The organism is Allobosea sp. (assembly GCF_035999205.1).
In the GTDB taxonomy this organism is placed as follows: Bacteria; Pseudomonadota; Alphaproteobacteria; order Rhizobiales; family Beijerinckiaceae; genus Allobosea.
This window is the reverse complement of record NZ_DASYHA010000026.1, coordinates 59,139-85,832: the sequence shown is the minus strand read 5'-3', so window position 1 is coordinate 85,832 and position 26,694 is coordinate 59,139. Positions and strand designations below refer to the sequence as shown.

Here is a 26,694-nt window from a genome sequence, read left to right as displayed (position 1 = left end):
ATGCGTGTCGGGTCGGCCGGTGATCACCGGTCGGCCTTGATGATTTCGGTCATGGTGACGCCGAGCCGTTCCTCGACGACGACGACCTCGCCACGCGCGACCAGGCGCTCGTTGACGAAGATGTCGATCGCCTCGCCGACGCGCCGGTCGAGTTCCAGCACGGCGCCGGGCACGATCTGGAGCAGATCGCCGATCGCGATCTTCGAGGAGCCGAGGACGGCGGAGACGTTGACCGGCACGTCGAAGACCTGCTCAAGGTCCTCGGCCGTCTTCACCGGGATCGGTCCCGAGCGCGCCACCGACATGTCGTTGTTGTCGAAGGACAGGTCGGCCGGGTTCAGCGGTGGCAGGTTGAGGTCGTTGTCCGGGCTCATCTGTCGTCCCTATTCTGAGGGGCACGGAAGCCGGGGAAGGCGTTCGCGACCGCCTGATCCACCAGCCGCGCCAGCTGTTCCGACTCGATGACGAAGCCGCCATCGGCCCATTCGAGGCGCCCGTCGCCCGGCGCGATGCCAGGGTCGCCCAGCACGACGAGGCGGCCCGCGAAGCCCATTTCCTGGGCCAGGCGCTTGACCAGCCCTTCGGCCGCCTCGACGGCGCCGTCATTCACCCGCATCACGAGATGCGGCGCGTGGCGGGCATGCGACAGGCACTCCCGTAATCCGTTCTCCAGCGCCGCCAGCGGCCGCTCCGTCAGGGCCGCGCCAGCCAGGGCTTTCGCAGCGACGATGGCGACGTAGGCCGCCTGGGCTTCGACCTCCCCGGCATGGGCCGCTTCCTGCGCGATCAGGCGCTCGGCCGCGCGCGCCAGTTGGGCGATCAGGCTGTTGATCTGGCTTTCGGCTTCGCGGCGTCCTTGCTCGCGGCCGGCAATGACACCTTCGGCCCGCGCGGCGGCGATATCCGCCTCGCCCGCCGCACGCCGTCCGCCTTCGCGGAAATCGGTGCCGAATGTGAATTTCTTGGCACTGCTCATCATCAATAGACCAGTTCGTCTTCCGCATTGCCCTTGGACAGGACGATCTGGCCCTTGTCCGCCAGGTCCTTGGTCAAGGTGACCAGCTTGGTCTGCGCCTCGTCGACCTCCTTGAGGCGCAGTGGCCCGAGGCTCTGCATGTCGTCCTGCATGTTCTTGACGGCGCGCTGCGACATCGCGCTGAAGAAGAAGTTCCGCATCGTCTCGCTGGCGCCCTTGAGCGCGCGCGCCAGGGTATCCTTGTCGACCTGCCCCATCAGCGTCTGCAGCCCGGCGGGATCGAGCTTGCCCAGATCCTCGAAGGTGAACATCAGCGCGCGGATGCGCGAGGCCGATTCCTGGTTGGAAACGTCGAGCGCCGACAGGAAGCGCATCTCGGTCTGACGATCGAAGCCGTTGAAGATCTCGGCCATCATCTCGTGCGGGTCGCGGCGGCGCGTCTGGGTCAGCGTCGCGACGAACTCGGTACGCAGCGTGTTCTCGATGTGGTCGAGGGCTTCCTTCTGCACCGATTCCAGCCGCAGCATCCGGCCGACAACCTCGATCGAGAGATCGTTCGGCAGGTTGCGCAAAACGTTCGCCGCATGTTCCGCCCGGATCTTCGACAGGATGACCGCGATGGTCTGCGGATATTCGTTCTTCAGGAAATTGGCGAGCACGATGGCATCGATGTTGCCGAGCTTCTGCCACATGTTCCGCCCGGCCGGACCACGGATTTCCTCCATGATCATCGCGACCTGATCGCCGGGCAGGATCTTCTCGAGCAGCGAGATCGTCCTGTCGAAGGAGCCGGTCACGGCGCCGGCGCTCGACAGCTTTCCGACGAAGTCGAGCATCAGCCTCTCGACGTCGTCGGAGTCGACCGTGCCCAGTTCGGCCATGGCGCGGGTGATGATGCGGATCTCTTCGTCGTCGAAATCCGACCAGATCGCGCGGCCGTGCTCCTCGCCCAGGACCAGGAGGATGACCGCAGCGCGCTGCGGACCCGTCATCGTCGCGATGTCGGTGACGCCGATGCCGCCGCCCTCGATCGTCCCGACGTCGCGGCCGCCCGAGTTTCGCGTGGCGATGGAACGTGGTTCGGCCATGCTTCAGAGCCCCGTCATGCCGCGGCTTTTTCGTGGATCCAGGTGCGCAGCACCGCAATGCTGTCAGCCGGATTCTGCGCGACCATCTGACCGATCTTCTCGACCGACTGCGCCTTGAGCTGGCCCTTGATCTGGGCGACGGCAAGCATGCGTTCGGACGGCGCATCGACGTCGAGCGGCATGCCCTCGGACACCGTGGCGAGCGCCTGCGATCCGGCCGGATCGCCGGTCGTCTCCTCCGATGTCACCAGCACGCCATTGCGCATGAAGGCCGGCAGGGCCCTGCCGACGCCGGCCTCGGGCGCCAGTACCTGCTTAAGCAGCGGCCGCACGACGACCATCAGCACGATCAATGTCAGCAGGGAGATGACTCCCAGTTCCGCGAAGCGGACGAGATCTTCCTTGGTGAAGGAGAGCAGCTGCTGCATCAGACTCTGCTCGACCAGATCGGTCAGCGCCGGCGGCGCCTCGGCAAAGCGGAGGTTGACGACCTCGATCTTGTCACCACGCCCGTCGTCGAAGCCTACCGCCGTGCGGACCAGCTGCCCGATGCGCTCGAGATCCTCGTTGCTGCGGGGCTGATAGGAGACCTCGCCGTTCGGGCTGCGCGTATAGGTGCCGTCGACCAGCACGGCGACCGACAGCCGCTTGACCCGGCCGCCTTCCAGCACCTCGGTGCGGGTCGTGCGCGAGATCTCGTAGTTGACCACTTCCTCGTTCTTCTGCGAGGCGTCCTTGGGCGCCGGCGTGCCGCCCTGGCCCTGCTGGGCGCCCGGCAGCTCGTTGCCGACGGTAACGGGGCCGCCATTCTCCGACGTCGTCGAGGCCTCGGTGCGGTTCTGGCTCGAACGCACCACCCGGCTCTCGGGATCGAAGGTCTCGGAGCGGCTCTCGATCCGGTTGCTGTCCAGCGCCGCCGAAACCTGCACCCGGGCCCGGCCATGGCCGACGATGCTGGCGACGATGTCCTCGATCTGGAGCTTCAAGCGCTTCTCGATGCCGACCTGCCGCTCCTCGATGCCGAGGCCGGCGAGGCCATTGTCGGTCTGGGCGCCGTCGGCCAGCAGCCGGCCGCGCTCATCGACGATCGAGACCCGCTCGGGTTTCAGCCCGTCCACCGCCGAGGAGACCAGGTGACGAACGGCCCGCACCTGCGCCGCATCGAGCTCGCCGGCGAGCTTCAGCGCGATCGAGGCACGCGGCGGCTCGCGGTCGCGCTCGAACAGACGCTTCTCCGGGATGACGAGATGGACCCGCGCCGCCTGGACGCGGCTGATCGACCGGATCGTCCGGGACAGCTCGCCCTCGAGTGCGCGCAGATGGTTGATGTTCTGCACGAAGCTGGTCGAGGAGAAGGCATCGCCCTTGTCGAAGATCTCGTAGCCGACGCCGCCCCCGGCCGGTATGCCCTTGCTGGCGAGGTCAAGGCGCAGGCGCGGGACGTCCGCCTTTGCGACAAGTACGGTCTGGCCGTCGCTGCGCAGCTCATATTTGATGTTGCGCGTGTCGAGTTCCTTGAGGATCGCGCTGACGTCCTGCTGCGACAGATCCGAGAACAACACGCTCATCGCCGGCTGGGACATCCTCAGCATGACGAAGGCGAAGAAGCCGACGAGCGCGAGCGTCACCGCGAGCATGGCCGCCAGGCGCGCCGCTCCGAACCGCTGGAACTGTTGGACGATGCCGCTCACACCGCTATCCGTTTCACAAAGCCGTCGTGGCCGGGAATGGAAGCGGCGCACTAGGCAAGTTTTTCCCGGTGCATGGTTAGCGTCTGGTTAATTTTTGCCGGGCCGGCGTTAAAGATTGTCTCGCCGGGCTCCCCGGGACACGGCCGCCACGGCCTCGAAACGACGAAAAGGCGCCGATCCCGAAGGACCGGCGCCTTGAAAAATTCAGCGCTAGATGAACCGCTTACTGGCGGTAGTGCTGGATGCGTGTCGTTCTCAGCCCGGCGAGCCCATGCTGGTCGATCGACATCTGCCAGCTCAGGAATTCATCGACTGTCAGCGTGTAGCGCTGGCAGGCCTCTTCCAGGCTGAGCAGGCCGCCGCGTACGGCGGCGACGACCTCTGCCTTGCGCCGGATTACCCAGCGGCGCGTGTTCATCGGCGGCAAATCGGCGATCGTCAACGGACTTCCGTCCGGTCCGATCACGTACTTCACCCGTGGTCGCAAAGGCTCGGTCATGGTACACTCACACAACTCAACAGAGCTACTTGTGCTGAGCATAGGCCTGCGGCTTTAAAAATTGCCTAAGGCGAAGACGCTGGCTTTCTGCATCTCCTCCGAAGCCCACTCACGGGCAGGACTGCACGGCGCCCACGACGCGATCACTTGCGGACGACGCTCTTGATCTGCTCGACCGGCACCGAGAGGTCGCCGATCTTGAGCACCACCGCCCCGCCGCTGAAGTCGACCCCGTCGACCATGCCGCTGATGGTCGTTGTCGGTGTCACGACCGCGCCGCTGGAGTCCCTGGCCTCGATCGAGATGGTGTACTGACCGTCCGCCGCCTTGGATCCCGTGGAGGTCGTGCCGTCCCAGGTGAAGGCTTGGCTGCCGGAATCGAGTGTCTTCGTCACGGTCTGGACGGTGCTACCATTGGCATCCTTGATCGCGATGATCGCGGTGCCCGTCCGCGGCATGTCGATCTTCCATTCCGCCTTGTTGTCGGCGAGCTGAGTCGTGGCACCAGTGGCCTCGATCTCGGTCCCGACGAAGTTCACCGCGTTGATCGCCGTGTTTGCCGAGTTCAGGCTGAGCAGCGAGGTCAGGGTCTCGTTGGTCTTGAGCTGCTGCTCCACGCCGGCGAACTGCACGAGCTGGGCCGTGAACTGATTGGTGTCGAGCGGGTCGAGCGGCGACTGGTTCTTGAGCTGCGTCGTCAGCAGCGTCAGGAACTGGTCGAAGTTATTGGCGATCGACGTTCCGCCCGTCACCGTGCTGGTATTGGTGGTCGTCGATGTGCTGCTGCTGGTGTTGGAGACGGTCATGGCGCTCCTCCTCTGATCAGACGCTCATATCCACGCCGCCGAGCCGCACGAAGCGGCGAACGGGCGCGGGCTGCGCGATAATGGGTTTGTCGTCAGTCATCTCGGCTCCAGCGGCGAGGACGCGCGCACGCTGCGGCGCCTCGTCCTGCTGCCGGTTCTGGCGGAAACCGGACTGGTCTGACGGATCGCGAAGGGTGATGTCGACGCCGGCATCGGACGGCTTCAGCCCGGCCTGCTCGAAGGCGCGTTCGAGCGTGCGCGCGTCCCGCTGCAGCAGGTGCAGCGTCTCGACACGATCGACGACCATCTTGGCGCTGACTTCACCGCTGTCGGAGATCGACAGGTTGACGTCGACCCGCCCCAGTTCGCCGGGGTCGAGCCTGATGTCGAACTGGCGTGCGCCGGCAAGGGCCCGCAATCCGATCTCGATCGGCAGCACATGGAGCGGCGTCGGCGGGCCGCCTGCGGCGGTCTGAGTTGGCGTGGCGAGAGTCGTCTGAGCCGCGATCTGGTCCGGGGTCGTCAGGATGCGCAGCGGTTCCGGTCGGGCGCTTCCCTGCTGCCCCAGCGCCGAGACATCGATCGGGTTCAATGCCTGCTGGAGCGCCTCGATCGGCTTCAGATCGGCTGGGGCTGAAGCCTGTGCAGGGGCCTGGCTCTGTGTCTGGCCCTGGATCGGCACAGCCTTCTCGGTGCCGGCCGCCACCGTTTCGGGCGTCGCGACCTGGCCGTCATCGATCGGCAACGCCGACGCCTCGGAGGTCGCGACGGGCAGCCCCTTCTTCGGCGCTGGCGAGGCCGCGGCGCCTACCATCTCCTGGCCCGGCACCGTCGTTTCCGAAGCCGCCGCGGGCAGGGTCTCGCGTGCCGCCATGACGGTCAGCGCCGCTTGAGCGGCGGCCGTCCCGGCCTTTCCGGACAAAAGATCGCCTTCCCCGGCCGCCTCGGCAGCGGCAGTCGCCGGCTCGACCGGCAGCGTCGGGACCGGTCCCGGCGTAATGAAAACAACCGGCTGGGTCACGGGAACGATGACCGCGGCTTCGGCTTCGGCTTTCGGCTCCGCGGCAGCCGCACCCGCCTCTCCCTCGACCTTCTGCGAATCGGGCTTGTCACCCGCCGATTCTGCAGCCTTGCCCGCCTGTGCGGGCTGGCCCTCGGCCTGCGTGGCGATCGCGATGCTGACGAGCGCCCCGACATCGGGGGTGGGCGTTGCCGGCTGAGCGCCAGGCGCGGTCACCGTCGAGGCGGGTTTGCCGGCTGGCTTGACCGTCTCGGTGGCCGATGCCTCCGACGCTGCCTGCTCGGCCGCGGGCTTGGCGGCCGTGTCGGACCGCTTCTCCGCTGCCGTGGTCACCGGCTCATCGGCTGAGCGTTGCGCCTCGGCGCTGTCCCGCCCCGTCTCCCGCGCGCTCTCCCGCGCAGGCGCGGCAGCCTCAGGCGCAGCCTCCTCCTGCGGCAGGACGAAGCTCTCCTTCTCGGCTCCCGTATCGCGCTCGGCCGCGCGCCGACGCGAGATCGCAGGCTCAGCGGCGGCAGAGGCATTCGGCAGAGGCTGAATCGACATGGGTTCGTCCAGAAGACGCAGGGCGCGCCGAGACCTGTCCAGCAAATGCCGAGCCAGCGGCCTGGCGAAATATTTCAATGCCTTAGCCGAGACACACCGAGGAGACTTCGGCAAGATCAGCCGCTCCGCCCGGGCCGGGCGGCAGGTTTTGCCCATCGCGGCTGGCCGCCGCGCCTCAAAGCCGGTATAGAGCCGGCGATGGCCCGCCTTCACGCCGGAACCCGCAGCCTGCCATGACCACGCCCCGCAATTCCCTCGACATCGCCAAGCCGCCCGCGGCCACGCGCGTCGTCGCGGCAATGTCTGGCGGGGTCGACTCGTCCGTGGTCGCGGCGTTGCTGCGGCGCGAGGGCTACGAGGTCATCGGCGTGACGCTGCAGCTCTACGACCATGGCGCCGCCGTGCACCGCGCCGGCTCCTGCTGCGCCGGCCAGGATATTCATGATGCACGCCGCGTCGCCGAGCAGATCGGCATCCCGCATTACGTGCTCGACTATGAGAGCCGCTTCCGCGACGCGGTGATCGAGCGCTTCGCCGAAAGCTATCTGTCTGGCGAAACGCCGATTCCCTGTGTCGAATGCAACCGCACGGTCAAGTTCCACGACCTGCTCGGGCTCGCCCGCGAACTCGGCGCCGATGCGCTGGCGACCGGCCACTATGTCGTCGGGCGCGAACTGCCGAACGGCCGGCGCGGCCTGTTCCGCGCCGCCGACCCGAACCGCGACCAGAGCTATTTCCTCTATGCGACGACGCAGGAGCAGCTCGACCTGCTGCGCTTCCCGCTCGGCGGCATCGACAAGGCGCAGACCCGCGCGCTGGCGGCCGAACTCGGCCTCGGCATCGCCGACAAGCCCGACAGCCAGGACATCTGCTTCGTTCCGAATGGTCGCTATGCCGACGTCATCGAGCGGCTCAAGCCGGGGGCGGCGCGCCCCGGCGACATCGTCCATCTCGACGGCCGCGTCCTCGGGCGCCATGATGGCGTGCTGCGCTACACCGTCGGCCAGCGCAAGGGGCTCGGCCTCAGCACGCCAGAGCCACTCTATGTACTTCGCCTGGACGCCGACGCCGCCCGCGTCATCGTCGGCCCGCGCGAAGCGCTCAGCGTCCGCGAGATCAGGCTGCGCGATCTGAACTGGCTCGGCGAGACCGCACTGGACGCCCTGCCGCCGGAAGGCCTCGACGTCGCCGTCCGGGTCCGCTCGACGCGCCCGCCGCGCGAGGCGAGGCTGCTGCGCGACGATACCGGGCTCAGGATCGAGCTCGCGAACGACGAGGAGGGTGTCTCCCCCGGCCAGGCCTGCGTGATCTATGCCGATGCCGGTCCGGGCGCCCGCGTGCTTGGCGGCGGCACCATCCTGCGGCCGGAACTGCCGCTGCCCACCTCGCGGGCCACCCCCGCCCTCGCCCTCTCCTGAAGCCGGCCCGGCCGGCCCTGCCACCTTCCTCCCGCGAGAGCCGCTGCATGCCGGTGTCCGACCATCTCGAAGGCCAGAAGCGCGTCTACGCCGTCTGGGCGCGCATCTACGACAAGATCTACCAGCGCCTGCTGGCCGGGCCACAGCGCGAGGCGGTCGAGGCAGCCTGCGCCTGTGGCCCCGACATTCTCGAGATCGGCGTCGGCACCGGCCTGACGCTCGCCTATTTCACTCCCGAATCGCGCGTCCTCGGCGCGGACCTCTCGCTCGACATGCTCAAGGTCGCGAACCGCAAGGTCGCGAGCCAGAAGCTGACGCATGTTCGCGGCTTGATGGTGATGGATGCCTGTCGGCTCGGCTTCGCAGCAGAGCGCTTCGACGCCGTCACCGCGCAGTTCGTCATCACCCTCGTACCCGACGCCGAACTGGCCCTGGCCGAGATGGACCGCGTGCTAAAGCCCGGTGGCGAGATCGTCATCTCGAGCCGTCTCGTCGACGATGGCGGGCCATTTGCCGCGGTCTGGACCGCGCTCGCCCCGCTCGCGCGCGCCGTCGGCTGGAGCTCCGATTTCAAGGTCAGCCGTCTGACCGGCTGGGCCGCAAGGACCGGCCGGTATGAGACGGTCCATATCGGCTCCGGCTATTTCAAGGTCGTGCGGCTGCGCAAGCTCGCTTCCGCCAGGCTCTCTGCTGCAGAGGCTTGACGAGCCCCTGCCCCTCCCCCTATATCGCGGCCTCCGACGGATCGCCGTTCAACGGTGAACCGATCTGTGGGGCGGGGTAGCTCAGCTGGTTAGAGCAGCGGAATCATAATCCGCGTGTCGGGGGTTCAAGTCCCTCTCCCGCTACCATCTTCTTACAAGCGATTGAAATCGCTTACCTTCCAGGATCCACATCGGTTAAGCCGCGACCGCTCCCTTCCGCGGGGATCCGGGCGCGTCGGGCCGCCGCGTTGCGGACGATCATCGGCGGTGCCCGGCGGCGGCAAAAGACCACCGCCGGGGCGAAACTCAGAACCTGACGGCCAGAACGCCCTTGAAGGCGTGGTCCTGCGCATCCTCGGCGAGCTGGCCAGTGTAGGCGACGCCGAGCGTCGCGTTCCGGCCGACCGCGACATCCAGCCCTGCCTCGACCAGCGCGGAATCGCGGGCGATCGGCAGGCCCACGACCCTGAACGCGTTGGATCCGGCGAAGGCCAGCGTCACGGCCGGGTCGACGTCGCCGAAGGCATGGCGCCAGGCCAGCCCGCCGCGCAGTGTCAGGTCCACCCCCTGCAGGTCGAAGCTGGTCGAGGCGCGCAAGCCCAGCGTGGAATAGCCGACGCCGGTGTCGTCTCCCTGGCCGACTAGCGCCGATGTGGCGCCGGTCTCGCTGAAACCATCCGTGCGCAGGTGGACATAGGTAAGGCCTGCGAAGGGTTCGAGTCCGACGCGGCCGACATCCATGCGGTAGCCCGCCTCGCCGAAGATCTGCGCCGTGCCGGCGTCGTAGCTCGCCCGGGGATTGCCGCCGAGGAAGGCGGAGGCGACGGTCCGGCTCGTCTCGACGTCATGCCAGCTATAGCTCGCGCCGGCCCGCAGGTTGATCGCGCCCCATCGGCCGCCGCCATAGATCCCGAGGTGATAGTTGTCGATCTCGCCCGATGAGAGCCGATTCGTCACGTCAAAGTCGCTGCGGCTGTAGCCGGCGACGAGGCCGAAGCGCAGGTTGTCGAACACCGCCGCATCAGCGCCGAGCAGGACGCCACCGGTCGAACGCGTCATCTTCGCGGCATTGCCGTCGCCGTCGGCATTCCCCCAGGAGCCGTAGCCCTGCCCCCAGACCGCAAAGAGCTCGCTGCGCAACGCAGGCATCGCCCCCTTCACGCTGGCTGACCGATCTGCCGTGAAGCCATAGTTGAGCGTTGCCATAGGGGCGGCCCCGACACTGCCGAAAGCGGCGCGCAGCCTGTCGTTGACCGCGGCGCGCAGCAGCCAGCTCTCATCGATCAGGGCGGTCCTGGCAGACGCGTGGATCTCGCCGGAAAGCTGGTTCAGGGCAGCCCGCGCCGCATCGATGCTTGGCTGGTTCAGCACGCCGGTCTGCACCGAATTGCCGGCGGGCAGACTGTCGACGCTCTTGCCGACCTCGACCTCGTTGGGGGTGCCGCCGACGTCACCGACGCTGCGAGCCTGGACCACCGCCAGATACGCGTTGTTGGCGTCGTAAGCGTCGCGCAGGCTGAGGAAGGCGGTCAGCGCCTGCTCTCCGAGGCCATAGGTTCCCGTCAGCCCGGTCGAGGAGAGGACGGTGTAGCGCTGGCCGGGGACATAGGCCGCCCCGGTATAGTTCACGACGCTCAGCGCCGCGCCGCTCGCCAGCGTCGCGGTGCCGTTCACCTTGATCAGGTCCGACGTCACCATCCCCGGGTCGAGTTCGACCTGGTAGGTCGCGCCGGCCGCCTGCACGAAGGCGCCGTTCACGGTGAGCGTGCCGATCGAATTGCCGGGCGCGATGGTGCCGCCGGTGGCAATCGTGGTCGCGCCGACCGCGCCTGAGCCGCCGAGCGTGGCGCCGGACGCAACCATCACCGCCGAGCCCGCCAGCGAGCCGTTCACCAGCAGCTTGCCGGCGAGGATCCTTGTTGCGCCGGCGAAGTCGCCGCTGCCGCTAACCGTCCAGGTGCTGGTGCCGGTTTTCTCCAGCGTGTCGAAATTCCGGTACTGGCCGGCACTGCCGACGCCGCCGTCCAGCGTCCAGTTGGCATCGCCACCGAGGCGGAGCAGGTCGACGGTGCCGGCTGCATTGGCAACGACGTTGCCCTCGATGACGGAGCCCGCCCGGAGGTCCAAAGTAAGCGTGCCGGTTGTAGGCGTGACGCCTGTCTGCCAGCCGAGCGCGTTTTGGCCGGAACCTGCCCGGATCGTGCCGCTGTTGACGACATCGAGCGAGACGGTCGCGCCATTGGCCCAGATCGCAGCCGCGTTGGTCCCTTCGATCAGCCCGGAATTGACGATCGGATTGTTCCCGATTCGAACGAGAACGCCGACGCCGCCGATCGACCCTCCAACGCCATTTCCCGGGCCGGAGCCGCCTCGGATCGTGCCGCTGTTCGTCAAGGAAGAGGCAGACCCGCTCGGCCCGCCCAGATCGACGCCCATGCCGCCGCCCAGGCTGGAAGCATCGCCGCCCTGGATCGTGCCGAAGTTGGAGATCGTGGATACCTGCCTGACCTGCAGGCCGGTACCGCCCTGAGTCACGCCATTTCCACCGATGATTGTTCCATTGTTCGTGAAAGCCACGTTCCCGAACAGATTGGCGCCCAGTCCACCGCCGGCAGTTGAGGAGGCGCCGCCGAACACCGAGGCACTGTTCGTGATGAAGCTTGGAGCGCTCGTCGTTCCCTGGATGAAGGCGGTTCCACCAGCCCCCGCTTGGGACGTACCTCGGAAGGTGCCTTGCAGCGTCAGGCTTGCCCTCGCATTCGGAACAGCCGTGAGGCCATTGATCGTGAAGCCGTTGGTCTCGATGATGAGGTTCTTGGACGGTGCACTCAGATTTCCTGTCGTCGTGATGTCCTGAGTGAGGATGATGGTCGAGCTGTCATCCGCACTCGCATTGGCGGAGGCTACGGCGGAGAAAAGTTGACTATAGTTTCCGACGTAGAACGTCTCGGCGAAGGCTGAGGTCGTGGCGCCGCAGCCGAGCGCCAGCGCAACGGCACTCACAGTCGAAAGAAATTTTACAGTAATTTTGAAATAATTCGGACCGATCGGCATCCGAAATCCCCCAGGCAGCGCCGCCCGAACGATTCGAGCGGCACGAGACCATGCCTAGAACCTGGCCGCCAAGGGAATGTTAACACCTGACTTCTATACGGCATTGGGGGAATGCGCCCAGTGCACGACACTCATCCGGCCAGGGCCAGCAAGTGCCTCCGGTCGACGCGCTGGCCTCTGTCGATCATCTGCGGTTCTCGATGGCGGCACACCCGCATCCGGGCAATTCATCGCTCGGCGCTAGCTCCCCGGAGCTCTGCCCATTCGCGACGGCGGGGGGCCGCTCAACACGACGCCCCCGCTCGTCAGTGCCGCTCGAAACACAAGCAGCGCGGCAGATCCTAATGCCCGCTGAATACGAGCGTCTGGATCGGCAGGATGAGAGCCTGGATCCGCAGCAGCAGCGCATGCACGAGGCCGACTGCATCGACCGCATGCAAGACGATCTTGCGCCCGGTCGAGAGCTTGCCCGAGGCGATCAGCTCATGGTTGCTGGAGTAGGCGTTGGCGATGCAGCTGCTGCCCGGCGTGACGCCCTCGAGGCCGCCCTCATGCAAGGGCTCCAGCAAGGCGAGCAGCGTCCCGGGCTTTGCGACTTGCTGCACATCGAGCAACTGCTCGCCGCTGCGGAACTGGCCCGCCGCGATGAAGTCCTGCACGCCGGTCACGACCATCGGGATCACGACCCAGGGCTTCGACATGCAGGTCGCCTCGGCGACCATGCCGACCTTCATGACCTGCGCCTCGATTTGCGAGAATCCGGCCTGCAGCGTCGTCCGCCCTGCCTCCTCGGGAATGAGCACGCCGGCCGGCCGCATGAAGGGATTGACGACGTCGCCGACGCGCAAGGTGAACTGCTCGACGCGCCCGTTCACCCCGGCTCGGATCACGGTCTTGTCGAGATCGGTCTGCGCCTGCGCGAGGGCAGCCTCCGCGCTCGCCTTCTCGGCCGGGAGCAGCGTCGAGATGCGCGTCTGTGCAGCGCCCTTTGCCGCCACTGCGGCTGCCACCGCGGCCTCGCGTCCGGCCACAAGATTCTCGAGCCGCTCGATCTCGCGTCGGGCAACAATGTCGTCGTTGCGGCGCCGGAGTTCCTGCTTGGTCTCGAGCTCGTCGAGCGCCTGCTTCTGCTGGCTTCTCGCCTCCTGGATCTTGCCCTCGTCGGCCAGGATCTCGGCCTGCGCGACGACAAGCGCCGCCTCGACCTCGGCGATCTTGCGCCGAGCGGTCTCGACGGCAGCCTCCTGCTTGCTGCTGTCGAGCCGGAAGAGGGGGGCCCCCTTCGCGACAGCGCCGCTGACACCGACGTGGACCTCGGCGACGCGCCCATTCGTTTCGGGAACGATCGGCACGGTGCGGAACAGGACGGTGGCGGAGGTCGTCGACGGGTGATTGTAGAAGATCACCGTGATCAGGCCGATCGTCAGCATCATGCAGGAGATGATGCCCCATCTCAGCTCGAACCAGACCGAGTAGAAGGTGATCTCCTTGCCGAGACGTTTGCCCTGCCGGTAGCGCCTGTAGAGGTAGTCCGGCACGATGGTGAGCAGAGAGCAGACCAGGAGCTCAAGCATGGGTAGGCTCCGTGCGGTTCTGCGTTTGCTGCTGGTTCGAGCCATGATCGGCCGCGGCGGGCTCTTGCGGTGCGTCATCGACCGGCTCTGACCGGCGCGGCGCCATCCCGGCGATCCGCTCGAGCGCATGGGCCATGCGCCCGAACAGGCCGGAGAAATCCGGGACGTCGATCAGGGCAAGCAACAGGCCCGCGACCCAGAACAGATGGATATGGGTGAACAGGGCGAGCAGGCCGAGCACGGCCACGATCTCGAACTGGAGCTTCTGCGACTTGTGCGCCATGCGCTCAGGCAAGGTGTGCAGCCGCAGGAACAGCAGGCCGACGCCGAGAACCGCAGCGAGCAGGATCAGCGCGGTCACGATCATTAGGACGTCGGTTTCCCCGGGCGCGGTAATGAAGGCCGGCAAGTGATGTGGTGCCAGGGGATGAAGGCCAGCGGCCATGGGAACACTCCAGCGTCTGCGCGAATCGTGACCCAGGGTCACGGGTCGATGGACAATGGCGCCGCTCTCCGGCCCGCGCAATCGGAGCGCGCGCTGACTCACCCGGCCCTAGCCGATCCAGTTCCGCGCAAAATTGGCTTCCTCGTAGCCATCGGGCTTCTGCCGCTTCGGCAGCTTGACCTTTTCCCTCGGCGGCGCCTCGTAAGGGACCGAACTGAGGATATGTTCGATGATGGCAAGGCGCGCCTTGCGCTTGTCGTCGGAATGGACGGCATACCAGGGCGCCCAGGACGTATCGCTGGCCCGGAACATCTCGTCGCGGGCACGCGAGTAGTCATACCAGCGCGAATAGGACTTCAGGTCCATCGGCGAGAGCTTCCAGATCTTCCTGGGGTCGGTGATGCGCTCCTCGATGCGGCGCGTCTGCTCTTCCTGGCCGACTTCGAGCCAGTACTTCAGCAGGATCGTGCCTGAATCGACGATCGCCTTTTCCACGGCCGGCACGATCTGGAGGAAGCTCTTGGCCTGCTCCTCGGTGCAATAGCCCATGACGCGTTCGACGCCCGCGCGGTTGTACCAACTGCGATCGAAGATCACGACTTCGCCCCCGGCCGGCAGATGCGGCAGGTAGCGCTGGACATACATCTGCGAGCGCTCGCGCTCGGTCGGGGGCGGCAAGGCGACGACACGGAAGACCCGGGGACTGACCCGCTCCGTGATCGCCTTGATGGCGCCACCCTTGCCGGCTCCGTCCCGCCCTTCGAAGACGATGCAGACCTTTGCGCCGGCATGCTTGGCCCATTCCTGGAGCGCGACCAGCTCGGCATGGAGGTCCCGCAGCTTTTTTTCGTAGGTCTTCCGGTCCATGGGTTCGCTGGCATTGGCCTTCATCACCGGCCTCCTTCAACGTCAATGCATGCACCGATCGGGCGCTAGGACCAGCTCAGGAAGAAAGCGACATCGCCCGGCAAGCCGCCCGGCCAATCGATGATCATGGCGCGCAGCTTGTACTTGGCGGGCTGGAGATGCTCCTTCCAGAATTCGTAGGCCTGCCGCGGACGCCCGGTCAGCGTCGTCGGCCAGTCGGCTTCCGCATTGTTGATCGCCCGCCCCTTGTCCGTGCAGAGCGCGCTCGGGAAGCGCATGACGAGGACTTCGCTCTCGCCGCGCCCGGCCGCGGCGCGGGTCTTGTTCGCCAGGCTCTGCTTGATCTCCGCGATCTTCTCGGGCGTCACGTCGATCTCCTGACGGAGCGTCGCGACGAGCTTCTTGCGCGCCTCCTCCGCCTTGTCCATGGCGCCCAGCATCTTGGACGCCTTGGCCATTTCGAGTTCGGTCATGTAGGCGCGCAAATCGTCCGCCGACATGAAGCTCTCGTCGCCGAGCTTTCCGGCCTCGATATTCTGGCTTGCGCTCGACATCACTTTTTCTCCTCGCTTGAGCTTCGTCTCTTCATTCGGGCCGCCCGCTGCGGCCCGAATGAAGCCGGGGCCAACATCAGATCTTCAGGAAGTGGAACCCTTCCGCGAAGGTCAGCTCGATCATGTCGCCGCGCCGGAGACGCGTGAGATCCTGCTTGATGACCGGGTCGACCACCGTCAGCGAGCGAGCGCCCCACGGTCCCACATAGCTGACGAGGCCGGTGGCTGGGTCGAAGCCCTGGAACCGCGCCGTCAGCGTCAGCGTGCGCACGACGAACTTGTCCGGCAGGTTCTGGAAAGACCCCTGGCTGACTGCTTCTGTATAGACGATACCGGGCTTGGCCCCCTTGCGTGCCCGCTTGGCACCCAGGATCGCGCCCTCGACGCGCCGGATCTCGACCCTGTCACCGGGCTGGATGTTCTGCAGGTTGCCGAACACCGCCGGCACCGCGACATGCCAGGAGCGAGCGCCCTGCCGGACGACCACGATGCGCTCGGCCGGCTGGACGTCGACGATCTCGACATCGAGCTGCTCGACCTCGACCGGCCCGACGCCGGCAACGATCACGGTGCTGGTCGTCACCGTGGGGTTGGACGCACAGCCCGCAATGCCCACCGCCAGCGCAAGCGCCAGGATCCAGTTCATCCGCTTCGACATCGGAAACTCCCCACTGTTGAAATCAACGCCGCGTTAACTTCGGTTCAAACTCGTTCTCCGTCTCCGGATCGGCGCTCCCGCTCGCGGATCGCTTGCCGAAGCTCGGCCTCCAGCCCGTCGACGAGGTGCCGATATTCGACGCAGCGTTCGGCGTGTCCGGCGGCACGGGAACTTTGCCAACGCCGAAGCGCCTGTTCCGCCTCGGCGAGATCCCCGCACAGGGCGCGGAAGCTCTCATTGCTGAGAACCAGTTCCTCAATGGCTCGCTTGTGTCTCGGCAAAAGCCGGATGGCAGCCAGAACGCCCGGATCCATAGAAACGAGCCCCCCTTGGAATGCCGGAACTATCTAGCCTGGGCAGAGGATTGGGAGTAAATAACGGTATGTTACGGGGAGAATTGCTTCCCTGCCGCTATGTTTGCGCGTGGATGTCGGCCGGGGGGCTGTCCATGGAACGGCAACGTTTGAAGCGGACGACCGTCGAGACCTGCACGCATAGCGTGCCGGGTCCGACCGAGATCGACGTGCGCACGCAACTCGATCGCATTCTGGCCAGCGCCGAATTCAGTGTGCCGCAGCGTGTGCGGCAATTCCTGATCTATGTCGTCGGCAAGGCGCTGGCCGGCGAGGCGGAGCGCATCAAGGCCTACACGATCGCCGTCGAGGTCTTCGGCCGCGACGCGAATTTCGATGTCCAGAACGACCCTGTCGTGCGGATCGAGGCGGGTCGTCTCAGGCGCGCGCTCGAACGCTATTATCTCCTCGACGGACATTCCGCTCCGGTTGCCATCGAAATACCCAAGGGCGGCTACGTACCTACCTTCAGCTGGCGCGAGAATCCCGTCGATGATCGCGACGAGCCCGCCTCGCTCACGCCGCCCGGAGAGATCGGCCCCGGCCCCACGGTCGCCGGCCGGCAAAGGCCCCGGTGGTTGGCTGGATCGGCCATAGCCGCGGCGCTGGCCTGCGTGATCGCAATCGCCTGGACGGCCGACACGCCGAGGATCGAGACAGCGGCCAGGGCACTGGCCAGGCCCGATGCCCCCATTCTGACCGTCAAGCGGTTCGCGAACGTGTCGCGCAATTCGGAAGCAGACCTCTATGCCGCGGGATTGCAGGACGAGTTGCTGACGCAGCTGGCGCGCTTCAAGGAGATGACCGTCGTTCGGCAGGACACCTCCAGCAGGGATGCCGAAGAGGCGACGACGACGCCGAACCAGCAGCAATTCGGCAACCGCCATGTGCTGGAAGGCGGAATACGCGCCGCGGATGGCAAGGTACGGGTGACCGCACGCTTGCTCGACGCCAGTACCTCCGCCATCGTCTGGACGGCCAGCTACGACACTGAGCCAGGTAAGAGCGGTGGCGTCGAGGCCGAAGCGGCCATCGCTTCGAAAATCGCGACCGTGGTCGCTCAGCCTTACGGCGTCGTCTTCAGCCTCCCACCGCAACCGGCGCTGGCGCGCAACGCGCAGAGTCTGGAAGCGGCGGCATGCGCGCATCGCTTCTATCAATACCGCATGGGGCTGGGCTTCGCCGAGCATGCGCAGATGCGCGAATGTCTGGAGCGCGCGGTTGCGCTCTACCCCGAGCATTCCACGACCTGGGCGATGCTGGCCTATCTTTATCTCGACGAGGATCGCTTCCAGCTCAATCGCCGGCCCGGCTCGCCCAAGCCGCTTGAGCGGGCACGGGAAGCAGCCAAGCAAGCAGTGCGCCTCGATCCGGAGAATGTCCGTGCGCTGCAGGCGCTGATGTCGGTGCTCTATTTCAGCCGGGAACCCGCCGAGGCGCTCAAGCTCGGTGCGCAGGCGATCGCGATTAATCCCAATGACACGGAGCTGCTGGGCGAGTTCGGCAGCCGGCTGGCGCAGTCGGGCGAATGGGAGCGCGGGGCGGCCATGCTGGACGAAGCCCTGGCCAGAAATCCGGGCCACTCCGACTACTACATCGGACTGCTGGCGCTCGCCGCCTATATGCAAGGCGATGATCCGCGATCGGTGGACCTGATCCGCCGCGCCAATCAGCGCCAGTTTTCGATCTACCATTTCGTCGCGGCGCTGATCTTCGCGAGGTCGGGTCTGCAAGCGGAGGCGGCACAAAGCCGCGCGCAGTTCCTGAAGCTGCGCCCCAACTTCTTCGACGACTTCGACGGCGAACTCGACAAGCGCAACTTCATTCCACGGGACCGTGCAATCCTGCTGCGGGGCGCCATCCAGGCCGGGTTTCCGGTGCGGCCCCGCTTCGCCGCCGGAAGCGAGTAGGCCGGGTCGCGCCGATATCGAGAGCGGCCCGTATGCAACCGTAAATTACTACCTGCCTGCGCGATTGTGGCGTTGATTTCCGGCGCTGGCGGAGTGCGGGTTGCCAATGCGGGTTGCAGGAAAAGCCTATTGCAGGAGAGGTCGGCGGAGCCATCGCTCCCTTTCACCCCCGCGGTCGCTGCCGCCGAGGTCCGCTCTCGGCACCAGACTCGGCACCAGACGTGGAAGGGTTCGATGATATGATCGGTCGCCTGACCTTGTTCGTTCTCGCCTTGAGCGTGGTCTCGCCGCAAGCGCTCGCGCAAGCGGGCCCGCTTGAAGGAGCGTGGGTCGAGGAGGGCACGGCTTGCACGACCGTCTTCGTATCGGCGTCGCATGTCGGGTTCAGGCGACCAGCGAGCGCATTCGCGCCGGCTTTCATCATTTCAGGCAAGCGCCTGACGACCCCGCTCGCGACCTGCCGGATCGCCGGCGCCAGGACGAGCGGCCAGCGCCACCTCCTGGCCCTGCGTTGCACGACCACGGTTTCTTCGTCGTCGGCTCTCGCCGTGCTCGCCCCGGCCGAGGGCGGGGGGCTCAATCGTTTCAGTGCCGCGGAGGGCGGCATCGCGACAAGATATCAGCGCTGCACGCCGGAGATGCTGAAGGCGCCCTGACAACTGGCCTGGCGCCCGACATCACTCGGACGCAGCGCGCGGACAACATGGAATCGGGGGATTCACCATGTCAGCCATTGTCCACATCATCGACGGCGACCCCGCCTCTCCGGCCGGGATCGACCGTCTGCTGCAATCTTGCGGTTACCGGACCAAGGCCTATTGCAGCGCCGACGAGATCCTCAGGCGGATTCCAGCGAATGAAGACGGGAGCTGCCTCGTCATCGACATCATGTCGGCGGACCGCGGCGTTCCGGACCTGTTCGACCGGCTGAGCAGGGCCGGGTCCAGCCTGCCCGTCATCCTTCTCGCCGGTGACAGCGACGTCAGGACCGGCGTCAAGGCGATCCAGGCAGGCGCCGAGGACTTCTTCACCAAACCGGTCGCCACGGAAGACTTCATCGGAGCGGTCGAGCGCGCGATTTCGCGGCACCGTCTCGCCAGCGAGCGCGAGGGCTGGCTGCGCACGGCGATGATGCGGCTGCGCCGGCTGACCCGGCGCGAGCGGGAGGTCCTCGAACACATCGTTCAGGGCCGGATGAACAAGCAGATCGCCTTCGAGCTGGGCACGACGGAACGCACCGTGAAGGCCCATCGCCAGAAGGTGATGGAAAAGCTGCAGATTCGCTCGGGGATCGAGCTCGGCTCCTATGCCGAGCGGCTTGGCCTGCTCGAAGCGAACTCGCGTTAGAACCGACAGGCCGTCGCAAGCCCGCATCCTTTTCGACGAGGCTCGCATCGTGCCGCGCCCCCGCCCCACTCCGGAAGGACTGAAGACGCCGCGGGCCGCGGCCGTCGCTGGCATCCTGTTCTCCGTATTGCTGCTCCTGGCGATCCTGCTCATCCTGCAGACGCTGCGCCTGCATCCACGAGATCCGGGCGAGTGGCTCGGCGCCCAGGCCTGGAAGGTGGCGCTGGCGCTGAACCTGATACCCTTCGCCGGCATCGCCTTCCTCTGGTTCATGGGGGTGTTGCGGGATCGGATGGGCGCGCAGGAGCACAAGCTGTTCGCGACGGTCTTCCTGGGCAGCGGCCTGCTTTTCATCGCCATGCTGTTCATCGCCGCGGCCGCGATCGGCGCCATCCTGATCACCCATGGAGCCCTGCCGCGGGAGCTCACCGGCTCGGTCACCTTCATGCTGGCACGGGCCTTCGCCTACAACCTGACGAGCATCTACGCATTGAAGGTCGCGAGCGTCTTCCTGCTGACCGCCTCGACGATCGTTCTGCGGACGGGCATCACGGGGCGCTGGACCGCCTTCGTCGGCTATGCGGCCGCCGCCTTCCTCCTGATCGGCAGCCATGCCGTCGACGGGGCCTTCCTGGTCTTCCCGGTCTGGGTCCTGCTCGTCAGCATCGACATCCTCCTGCGCGAATTCGCACACAAGGACGGGGCACCCTGACGCCCCGGCGAGCGTTTACGCTTTCGGGCCGGCGATCGCGCGCGCCGCATCCTCGAGATCGTCGAAGGCGGGCGTCGCATCCGGGCCGTCGAAGAAGCCGGAGCGCCTGAGAATCTCGCTCGGTTCCTTGTGAAGCTCCGCAATCGCGAGCGTCATTCCCGCCTCGGCCAGATCGCCTCGCAAGCGCCGCAGCATGGCCGCGCCCGTCGTGTCGATCTGCGCAACCGCGCTGGCGTCGAGCACGAGCCACTTCGTCCCGGGTGGCGCCTGGTCCGCGACGGTCTCGAAGCGCTCGCAGATGTAGTCGGCATTGAAGAACAGGATGCTGCCCTGGACCATGTAGATGACCATCCCCGGCACCGGCGCGGCATCCACCGCTCGATGCAGCTTGAAGAAACCGGGCCGCCCCGGGATACGCCCGAGCAGGGCGTCACGCGGGCGCATCTCCTTGAGCAGGACATGCAGCAACGTGCCGGCAATGGCGATGACGACACCGCTGAGCACGCCGAGGCTGATGGCGCCCCACATGCTGATCAGCGCAAAGGCGAACTCCAGCCGGCTGACGCGCCAGATTTCCCTGAAGCCCTGGACATCGATCAGGTTCAGGGCGGCGAAGACCAGGATCGCTCCGAGGGCCGGGTTGGGCAGCAGGCTGAGCGCGTTGTTGAGGAACAGCAGCAGGATCGTCAGCGCCAGGGCTGCGATCAGCCCCGAGACCTGCGAGCGACCGCCCGTCGCGATGTTGATCGCGGTGCGCGAATCCGAAACCGTGACTGGAAAGCCGCTGAACAGTCCGGAGAACACGTTCGCGGCGCCCAGCCCGGTGAGCTCGCGGTCGGCATCGACCTCGAAGCGGTCCTTGGCGCCGAAGCTGCGCGCCGCGACGAGCCCGGAGCTGACGGCGACGAGCCAGATCGCAGCAGCACCGAGCAGGATCTCCTTGAGCGGCAATTGCGAGATGTCGGGAAGCGCGAGTTCCGGCATGGCGCTCGGCAGGCTGCCGATCACCTTCATGCCACGGCCCTGGAGATCGAACAGGGCCGAGGCGAGGCCGGCGAGCACCACGACCACGAGAGGACCCGGAACAGGCGAGCGCAGGCGCGCCAGCAGGACGAGCAGCGCCAACATGACGCTGCCGAAGGCGACGGAGGGCCAATGGATCAGGTCAGCTTTGCGGACGATCTCGAGCAGCGGCTGCACGAGCCCGTCCGACTCGATGCGCACGCCGGTGAAGCGGCCGATCTGGCCGATCAGGATCGATATCGAAATCCCGGAGATGAACCCGATCAGGATCGGTCGGGACAGGAATGAGGCCACGACACCGAGACCCAGTCGGCCCGCCAGGAGACACATGACGCCGACCATCAACGCCAACGCGGCGGCAGCCGCGACACGCCCGGCCGGAGTGTCGAACGGAATGTTGGCAAGCGCCGCCGCAAGCACCGTCATGGTGGCGGCATCCGGGCCAACCATCAGCTTGCGGGAGGGCCCCAGAATGGCATAGCCGACCAGCGGCAGGATGCTCGCATAGATCCCCATCTCGGCCGGCAAGCCCGCGATCGCCGGGTAGGCGATGGCGCTGGGAATGGCGACCGCCGCGACGGCCAGCCCCGCCGTCACGTCAAAGCGCAGCCATTCGAGCTTGTAGCCCCGCATGCCGTCGGCGATTGGCAATCGCTCGATCATGGGCATCTCTCCCGGGGCGCGCGCCACGCGATCAGGACATTATCGCGCAAGGGCTGCCAGTTCATCTCTTGCCTCGGCAGCCCGGTCGAGCATCGCGGTGGGTTCGAAGCTACAGGTCGCCGCGGCGAGTCCGGCCGCGAACAGCGCCGCCTCGTTGCCACCGTCCCCTGCCCTTTCCCGGGCATAGGCCAGCGCGATGGCACGGTTGACGCGGGCGTCGTTGAGTTCTCCGAGCAGGTCCTGCAGTTGCACGAGCCTCGCCGTCAGCTGCCGGCCGCGCTTCCCGCCGAGGACCGGATGGAAGGCCTCTGCGGCATAGCGCAGCTTCTTGGCCTTGACCCGGATGCGGTGCTGGCGATCCGGGGCGCAGTGCTGCAGATGTCGGCTCTCTTTCAGGAACGCTCTCAGGCGGCCGTGCAGGCGGGCCCGCGCAAACCCGGCGACCGTGCGTTCGCCCCACGGCGGATGCCCGGCCGCGTCCGGTTCGGACACCGACAATGTGGCGAGGCCATCGACGATATCGAGGCTGAAATCGAGCATTGCCGGCGATCGAACGAAAGCCATGACCTTCTCGTGCTCCTCTTGCCGGCGCCGGTCGAAGACCTCGAACAGAGCTTCCACGCCGGGAGCATCCGGATCGTCCCGCCGGAGCGGCGCCAGCAATTGATCGCAGAAGACGTCGAGCTCGCGCGCGCCTCCGAGGAACTGGGCAAGCGAGCGCAAGCGACCGGACAGGATCGCCGCCTGAGTCCCGAAGACCGGCTTGAGGAACCATAGCAACGCGCGCAGCCGCCTGATCCCGATCCTCGTCCGGTGCAGCGCATCGCGCCCTCCCCCGGACGACAATTGCGTGAGGTTGTCGAGCAGGGCCGCCGTGCAGCTCCGGCAGATGCCGTCGGCAGCCTCCCGGGCCGTCATCGCATGGTGGATGTCGACGGACCGATGATCACCTGCCGGCCGATCGGTCCGGGCGGACAGGAGCCGAAGGCCCCTCTCACCCGGCGGACGCAGCGTGAGAGTCAGCGGCACGGCCGAGCCGAGTTCGCGGGCGAAGTCGAACACGGCAGCTGGCGCCCCAGCGACAAGCTCCAGCCGCAACTCGCAGATCGGTTGGACGATCCCCTCCGCGGCGATCGAACCCGCGTCGAAGCTCGCGGCGATGCTGGAACCGGCGCGATAGACTACGCTGGCACTGCGCTGGATGTCGATGGAGAAGGCCGGCTTCAGCTTCCCCGCCACGCTGTCACCGAGGATGCCTTCGAGCGGCGTGCCGCCGAGTGAGGCGCGGCCCGGAGCGCCGTCCGCGCCATCCGTAGTCCTGTCGGGGATGGAGACGGAGTGCATCGTCCCATCGGGGGCCTCGATATCCTGGAAGCGCTTGCGCCCCTGCGTCCGGACGGACAGGCGATAGCCGGCGCGAAGCAGCCTTTGCCGCCTGGTATCGTAGTAGACCGACCTCAAAACCTGCGCCCGCCCGCCCTGCCGCATGTCGACGGCCCGAAGGTGTTTGAGGAGACGGGACCTGTCGCCTTCGGCGCAGCAAAGCCAGAACACCCCGAGACCCCGGCCAGCCGCCGGCGCCTGCGCTGGGAGGGAAGCCAAAGAGTGATCCATCGCTGTCGAAGCCCGCAGTCGCGCCGGCCTATTTCTGAGGAGCGACCTTCTCCCAGCCCTTGTCAGGGTTGAAGCTCTGCATGCGTCCTGCGATGCGGCCGGTGTTGGGTCCGAGATCCTTCTCGTAGACGGTCCCGTCGTGATTGAGCATGAAGCTCTTCACGCCGGAGCGGCCGTATTCCGCCGGATAGGCGAGGAGGCCGAAGCCCCCGATCATCCTGCCGCCGGCGACATAGTCGATCGCGCCGCCCGGCGCGGACGGTCCCTGCCGCGTCAGGATCTTGTAGTAGTAGCCGTGGAACGGCCGGCGCGTCTCCTCGGCCCGGTAGCCTTCCGCCGCCGCTCCGGCCGCGAACTCTCCCAGCGGGCTCGGCTCCTCGCCGGCAGCGCTGTCCCAGTAGAGTCCGTCCTTGGCGCCGGCGCGGCTGACGATCCGCTGCGCATAGATGCCACGTCCCTGGCCTGTGCGATCCTTGGCGGCGTATTCCTGTTGTGCGTCGAAATAGGCGAGGCTCGCCTGGATCGCGGCCAGCTCGTTGCGGCCGATCCGTCGCGCGAGGATCTCGCTGCGACCTGCTACGCCATCAAAGCTCCAGCCCTTGTCGCTGCGCATGATCGGGATCGGGAACGGAAAATCGTCCGGCCCCACCAGCAGCGTCGCCTTGTCGCCCTGCTCGCTGACGGAGTGGCGGCTGTCATAGGCCTCGATGAAGCGCTTGCGATCGGCCGCATCGGCGACATCGTCGCCGGAATGCAGCGTATCGCGCCCGACGATCCCGAGGATGCTACGCAACCGCTTCTCGTCGGTGCCGCGCGCCGCTTCAACCAGCGCGGTCGCCGCCTCCGCAGGCGTCTTGAAGGCTTGCTGCGCGCTCGCGGCCGTCGCCGTCGCGACAAGGCCGGCCACGCAGATCAGGCGAGATAGCGTTCGCACCGCCGGCCATGCCATCATCATGGAACTGCATCCCCAACAGTTGAGACATCGGCCGAAGCCGGCGATCCTTTTCAGTGCCAGTCGTTACCGGCCGGCAACCGCGCTCCGGAGGCCTTCCATTGCTCGAAGGTCTGGAACGGTACGCCGAGCTGGCGGTAGTCGACGCGCAGATAGCCGTCCGAGCCGCGGCGCACCGCCCAGGGCGCGACACCCTGGACCTCCTGCGCGATCACGCCGACATAGGCACGTTGCGAGCCGTTATAGGCGAAGCGATAGAAGCCGAGCCCGTTATCCATCCAGCCGAGCAGCAAGACGTCGTGCTTGAGCTGGATGTCGGAACGCCGGCCACCACCGCCGCGCCCGCCGCCACCGCGTCCGCCGCCGCCGCCAACCCGGCCGCCGCCGCCACCACCGCCGACGCGGCCGCCTCCGCCATAGCCCCCGCGGCTCATGGCCGCCCCGCCGCCACGCATGGCAGGGCCGCCGGCATGCATCGCGCGCGCCCCGCCACCCGGTCGGGCGCCCATGCTGGCATGACCGCGTTGCGATTGCAGGTTCGCGCCGCGCCCCGCCTGCGTGTTGAAGGCACCGTCGCGCGAAGGGCCCGGGCGGTTGGCTCCGGCGCTCGGCCGGGTCGCGGCCCGTGCCGCCCCGTCACGTCCGCCGCCACCTCCGGGCCGTGCACGGTCCCCACCCGGGCGATCCACCCCGCCAGGGCGGTCCGGCCGGTTGCCGGCGCCGGCACGATCTCCGGGCCCGCGATTGCCAGGTCCGCGATCACCGGGTCCGCGGTCACCGATATTGGGGCGGTCGCCGGGCCGTTGGTCTGGTCGTGCGCCGCCGCCGAAATCGCCGCGCCCCCCCTCTGGACGGAGCACCTGGTCACCGCTACGTCCGCGGAAGTCCATCCGCTCGCCCGCACCGGCCCGTATGTTGTTGTTGCCCGCGAACCGCTGCTGCACATTGGTGTTGCGGTACTGGACGCCGTGGCGGTGTTGCGGATTGTGCTGCCAATTCGTCACGCGGTTGCGGTCGATATTGATGTTGTTGTTGTTCCAGTTGACGTTGCCGCCCCAGTAGTTGCCGTTGTTCCAGCGCCCGAGCGCATAGCCGGCCCCGAAGGCGAGACCGGTCGCAACGACGCCGGCCGCGATATAGCCGGTGTAGGGGAAGTAGTAGGGCGGATAGGCCGGATAGGGCCAGGAGCCGTAAACCACCGCCGGGTCGTAATAAGGTACATAGACGGTATCGGGCTGGGTCGGCTCGATCACGATCGTCTGCCTGCCGCTGTCCTGCCGGACGGTGACCTTCTGCTGGGGTCCAGAGGACAGCTTCTTGTTCTCATGGGCCCGCGTCCTCATGCGCTGGACCCCGTCCATCACGTCGGGTTGCTGCGCGAGCACCGCGTCGCCGAGCTTCTGCGTCCAGTCGAGGTTCTTGCTCATCATCTCGAGCACCGAAGGCGTAGCGACGAGCGACTTGACGCTGTCGTCCCATGCCTGCTTTTCGGCCTCAGCCTTGAGCGCGTCGCCCTTGAGCTTCTTGTTGGCTGTAACCCATCTGTCCGCCTGCACCACTTCGAGCGGATAGGTCGAGGCCATCAGAACCTGCGCCAAAAGAGTGTCCGGATAGAGCGCGATCGGCGCGACGAGCGCGTCCAGTTCAGCACTGCTCAGCAATTGCTCACCCTGGCCCGCCGGCACGCTGGCGGGCGCAGCCGTCGGTGGAGGCGGTGTCTGAGCAAAGGGCTGGGGCGCCAGGCCGACCGCAACGACACATGCCAACACGATCCTCACGGACATGCCATTCTCCCGTGTCAGCGCCCGGCCCGGCCGGCGCCCTCGAAGTCTACAATGACGACACAGGCCGACGCCGGCAACGTCGGAGTTGCCGTGTGACCCGTGGGACGGCTCAACCTAGCGCCTGCTCTGCTTCGACTGGTTCGATTGCTCGGCTTCACGCATCGCGCGGAACGCTTCCATGTTGGCGCGTCCCGCCTTCATGGCTTCGTCCATCCGGCCGTCATGCATCATCTTGTAGTCCTCATAGAGGACATCGTAGGTGCAGCCCGTGCTCTTGGTGCAAGCCGATGCCGGGCTCGGGCTGGCCGCAATGCCAAGAAGAGCGATCGCCGATGACGCTCCCAAAAGCATCCATCTGATCATGGCTTGAGTTCCCCTTTGGGACATCCCGCCCACCAGGTCCCGGCACTCACACGAGCGAGGATCCCTCGCTTCGGC

The 26,694-nt window shown here is 66.8% G+C and carries 25 protein-coding genes and 1 tRNA gene; 7 read left to right on the top strand and 19 right to left on the bottom strand.

The genetic code is table 11. The features are described from left to right. Positions 1 to 23: 23 nt before the first annotated feature. The 7 genes from fliN to VGN82_RS22255 all read right to left on the bottom strand — a co-directional run bounded on the left by fliN (position 24) and on the right by VGN82_RS22255 (position 6,624). Positions 24 to 374, bottom strand: coding sequence for a flagellar motor switch protein FliN (gene fliN, locus VGN82_RS22285; RefSeq protein WP_327529271.1), 351 nt, complete (start codon positions 372 to 374; stop codon positions 24 to 26). After that, positions 371 to 979 carry a FliH/SctL family protein gene (locus tag VGN82_RS22280; RefSeq protein ID WP_327529270.1) on the bottom strand — a complete coding sequence of 203 codons (609 nt, stop codon included), beginning with the start codon at positions 977 to 979 and terminating at the stop codon, positions 371 to 373. The genes fliN and VGN82_RS22280 overlap by 4 nt, the downstream gene beginning before the upstream one ends. After that, entirely contained in the window at positions 979 to 2,064 is a 1,086-nt protein-coding gene (gene fliG, locus VGN82_RS22275) for a flagellar motor switch protein FliG (RefSeq protein WP_327529269.1), read from the bottom strand. Before fliG ends, VGN82_RS22280 begins: the two co-directional genes overlap by 1 nt. 14 nt (positions 2,065 to 2,078) lie before the next feature. After that, a complete protein-coding gene (gene fliF / locus VGN82_RS22270) occupies positions 2,079 to 3,755 on the bottom strand; it encodes a flagellar basal-body MS-ring/collar protein FliF (protein WP_414644365.1) in 1,677 nt (558 codons plus the stop codon). 223 nt (positions 3,756 to 3,978) lie between these two features. Further along, entirely contained in the window at positions 3,979 to 4,254 is a 276-nt protein-coding gene (gene sciP, locus VGN82_RS22265) for a CtrA inhibitor SciP (protein WP_038359348.1), read from the bottom strand. Positions 4,255 to 4,397: 143 nt separating this feature from the next. Next, positions 4,398 to 5,060 carry a flagellar hook assembly protein FlgD gene (locus VGN82_RS22260; protein ID WP_327529268.1) on the bottom strand — a complete coding sequence of 221 codons (663 nt, stop codon included), beginning with the start codon at positions 5,058 to 5,060 and terminating at the stop codon, positions 4,398 to 4,400. Positions 5,061 to 5,076: 16 nt separating this feature from the next. After that, on the bottom strand, positions 5,077 to 6,624 hold the full coding sequence (locus tag VGN82_RS22255) for a flagellar hook-length control protein FliK (protein ID WP_327529267.1): 1,548 nt from the start codon (positions 6,622 to 6,624) through the stop codon (positions 5,077 to 5,079). Positions 6,625 to 6,857: 233 nt separating this feature from the next. On the opposite strand from VGN82_RS22255, the gene mnmA reads away from it, so the two are divergent. From mnmA to VGN82_RS22240, 3 genes are all read left to right on the top strand, one after another. After that, positions 6,858 to 8,042 (top strand): tRNA 2-thiouridine(34) synthase MnmA, encoded by a 1,185-nt coding sequence (mnmA, locus tag VGN82_RS22250; protein ID WP_327529266.1) that lies wholly within the window; start codon positions 6,858 to 6,860, stop codon positions 8,040 to 8,042. Positions 8,043 to 8,089: 47 nt separating this feature from the next. Next, complete coding sequence (locus VGN82_RS22245; RefSeq protein ID WP_327529265.1) at positions 8,090 to 8,746, top strand: class I SAM-dependent methyltransferase; 657 nt, start codon at positions 8,090 to 8,092, stop codon at positions 8,744 to 8,746. A 70-nt stretch (positions 8,747 to 8,816) separates the two neighbouring features. Continuing rightward, positions 8,817 to 8,893, top strand: a tRNA-Met gene (locus tag VGN82_RS22240). A gap of 159 nt (positions 8,894 to 9,052) precedes the next feature. Here VGN82_RS22240 and VGN82_RS22235 read toward each other — a convergent pair. The 7 genes from VGN82_RS22235 to VGN82_RS22205 form a co-directional block, all read right to left on the bottom strand. Further along, positions 9,053 to 11,749, bottom strand: coding sequence for an autotransporter outer membrane beta-barrel domain-containing protein (locus VGN82_RS22235; protein WP_327529264.1), 2,697 nt, complete (start codon positions 11,747 to 11,749; stop codon positions 9,053 to 9,055). A 392-nt stretch (positions 11,750 to 12,141) separates the two neighbouring features. Further along, positions 12,142 to 13,374, bottom strand: coding sequence for an HlyD family secretion protein (locus VGN82_RS22230; protein ID WP_327529263.1), 1,233 nt, complete (start codon positions 13,372 to 13,374; stop codon positions 12,142 to 12,144). Continuing rightward, entirely contained in the window at positions 13,367 to 13,819 is a 453-nt protein-coding gene (locus VGN82_RS22225; RefSeq protein WP_327529262.1) for a hypothetical protein, read from the bottom strand. Before VGN82_RS22225 ends, VGN82_RS22230 begins: the two co-directional genes overlap by 8 nt. A 108-nt stretch (positions 13,820 to 13,927) precedes the next feature. Further along, entirely contained in the window at positions 13,928 to 14,710 is a 783-nt protein-coding gene (ppk2, locus tag VGN82_RS22220; RefSeq protein WP_327529261.1) for a polyphosphate kinase 2, read from the bottom strand. 41 nt (positions 14,711 to 14,751) lie between these two features. Then, positions 14,752 to 15,240: a hypothetical protein gene (locus VGN82_RS22215; RefSeq protein ID WP_327529260.1), complete on the bottom strand. Its 489-nt coding sequence runs from the start codon at positions 15,238 to 15,240 to the stop codon at positions 14,752 to 14,754. A gap of 76 nt (positions 15,241 to 15,316) precedes the next feature. Beyond that, the gene (locus VGN82_RS22210; RefSeq protein ID WP_327529259.1) at positions 15,317 to 15,898 is read right to left on the bottom strand and encodes a hypothetical protein; all 582 of its coding nucleotides are present in this window, start codon (positions 15,896 to 15,898) and stop codon (positions 15,317 to 15,319) included. Positions 15,899 to 15,942: 44 nt separating this feature from the next. After that, the gene (locus VGN82_RS22205) at positions 15,943 to 16,212 is read right to left on the bottom strand and encodes a hypothetical protein (protein ID WP_327529258.1); all 270 of its coding nucleotides are present in this window, start codon (positions 16,210 to 16,212) and stop codon (positions 15,943 to 15,945) included. 68 nt (positions 16,213 to 16,280) lie between these two features. Here VGN82_RS22205 and VGN82_RS22200 point away from each other — a divergent pair, with 68 nt between their 5' ends. The 4 genes from VGN82_RS22200 to VGN82_RS22185 all read left to right on the top strand — a co-directional run bounded on the left by VGN82_RS22200 (position 16,281) and on the right by VGN82_RS22185 (position 20,220). After that, positions 16,281 to 18,161: an adenylate cyclase gene (locus tag VGN82_RS22200; protein WP_327529257.1), complete on the top strand. Its 1,881-nt coding sequence runs from the start codon at positions 16,281 to 16,283 to the stop codon at positions 18,159 to 18,161. Between the two features lie 239 nt (positions 18,162 to 18,400). Next, the gene (locus VGN82_RS22195; protein WP_327529256.1) at positions 18,401 to 18,817 is read left to right on the top strand and encodes a hypothetical protein; all 417 of its coding nucleotides are present in this window, start codon (positions 18,401 to 18,403) and stop codon (positions 18,815 to 18,817) included. A gap of 67 nt (positions 18,818 to 18,884) precedes the next feature. Continuing rightward, a complete protein-coding gene (locus VGN82_RS22190) occupies positions 18,885 to 19,508 on the top strand; it encodes a response regulator transcription factor (RefSeq protein ID WP_327529255.1) in 624 nt (207 codons plus the stop codon). A gap of 49 nt (positions 19,509 to 19,557) precedes the next feature. Next, on the top strand, positions 19,558 to 20,220 hold the full coding sequence (locus VGN82_RS22185) for a hypothetical protein (RefSeq protein WP_327529254.1): 663 nt from the start codon (positions 19,558 to 19,560) through the stop codon (positions 20,218 to 20,220). A 15-nt stretch (positions 20,221 to 20,235) separates the two neighbouring features. On the opposite strand, the gene VGN82_RS22180 is transcribed toward VGN82_RS22185, so the two are convergent. The 5 genes from VGN82_RS22180 to VGN82_RS22160 form a co-directional block, all read right to left on the bottom strand. Next, the gene (locus tag VGN82_RS22180; protein ID WP_414644364.1) at positions 20,236 to 21,912 is read right to left on the bottom strand and encodes a SulP family inorganic anion transporter; all 1,677 of its coding nucleotides are present in this window, start codon (positions 21,910 to 21,912) and stop codon (positions 20,236 to 20,238) included. 33 nt (positions 21,913 to 21,945) lie between these two features. Beyond that, the gene (locus VGN82_RS22175) at positions 21,946 to 22,968 is read right to left on the bottom strand and encodes a CYTH and CHAD domain-containing protein (protein WP_327529252.1); all 1,023 of its coding nucleotides are present in this window, start codon (positions 22,966 to 22,968) and stop codon (positions 21,946 to 21,948) included. Between the two features lie 580 nt (positions 22,969 to 23,548). Then, on the bottom strand, positions 23,549 to 24,475 hold the full coding sequence (locus VGN82_RS22170; RefSeq protein WP_327529251.1) for a DUF2950 domain-containing protein: 927 nt from the start codon (positions 24,473 to 24,475) through the stop codon (positions 23,549 to 23,551). A gap of 50 nt (positions 24,476 to 24,525) precedes the next feature. Next, the gene (locus tag VGN82_RS22165) at positions 24,526 to 26,256 is read right to left on the bottom strand and encodes a DUF3300 domain-containing protein (RefSeq protein ID WP_327529250.1); all 1,731 of its coding nucleotides are present in this window, start codon (positions 26,254 to 26,256) and stop codon (positions 24,526 to 24,528) included. Positions 26,257 to 26,370: 114 nt separating this feature from the next. Next, entirely contained in the window at positions 26,371 to 26,619 is a 249-nt protein-coding gene (locus VGN82_RS22160; protein WP_327529249.1) for a hypothetical protein, read from the bottom strand. Between the last annotated feature and the right edge of the window lie 75 nt (positions 26,620 to 26,694).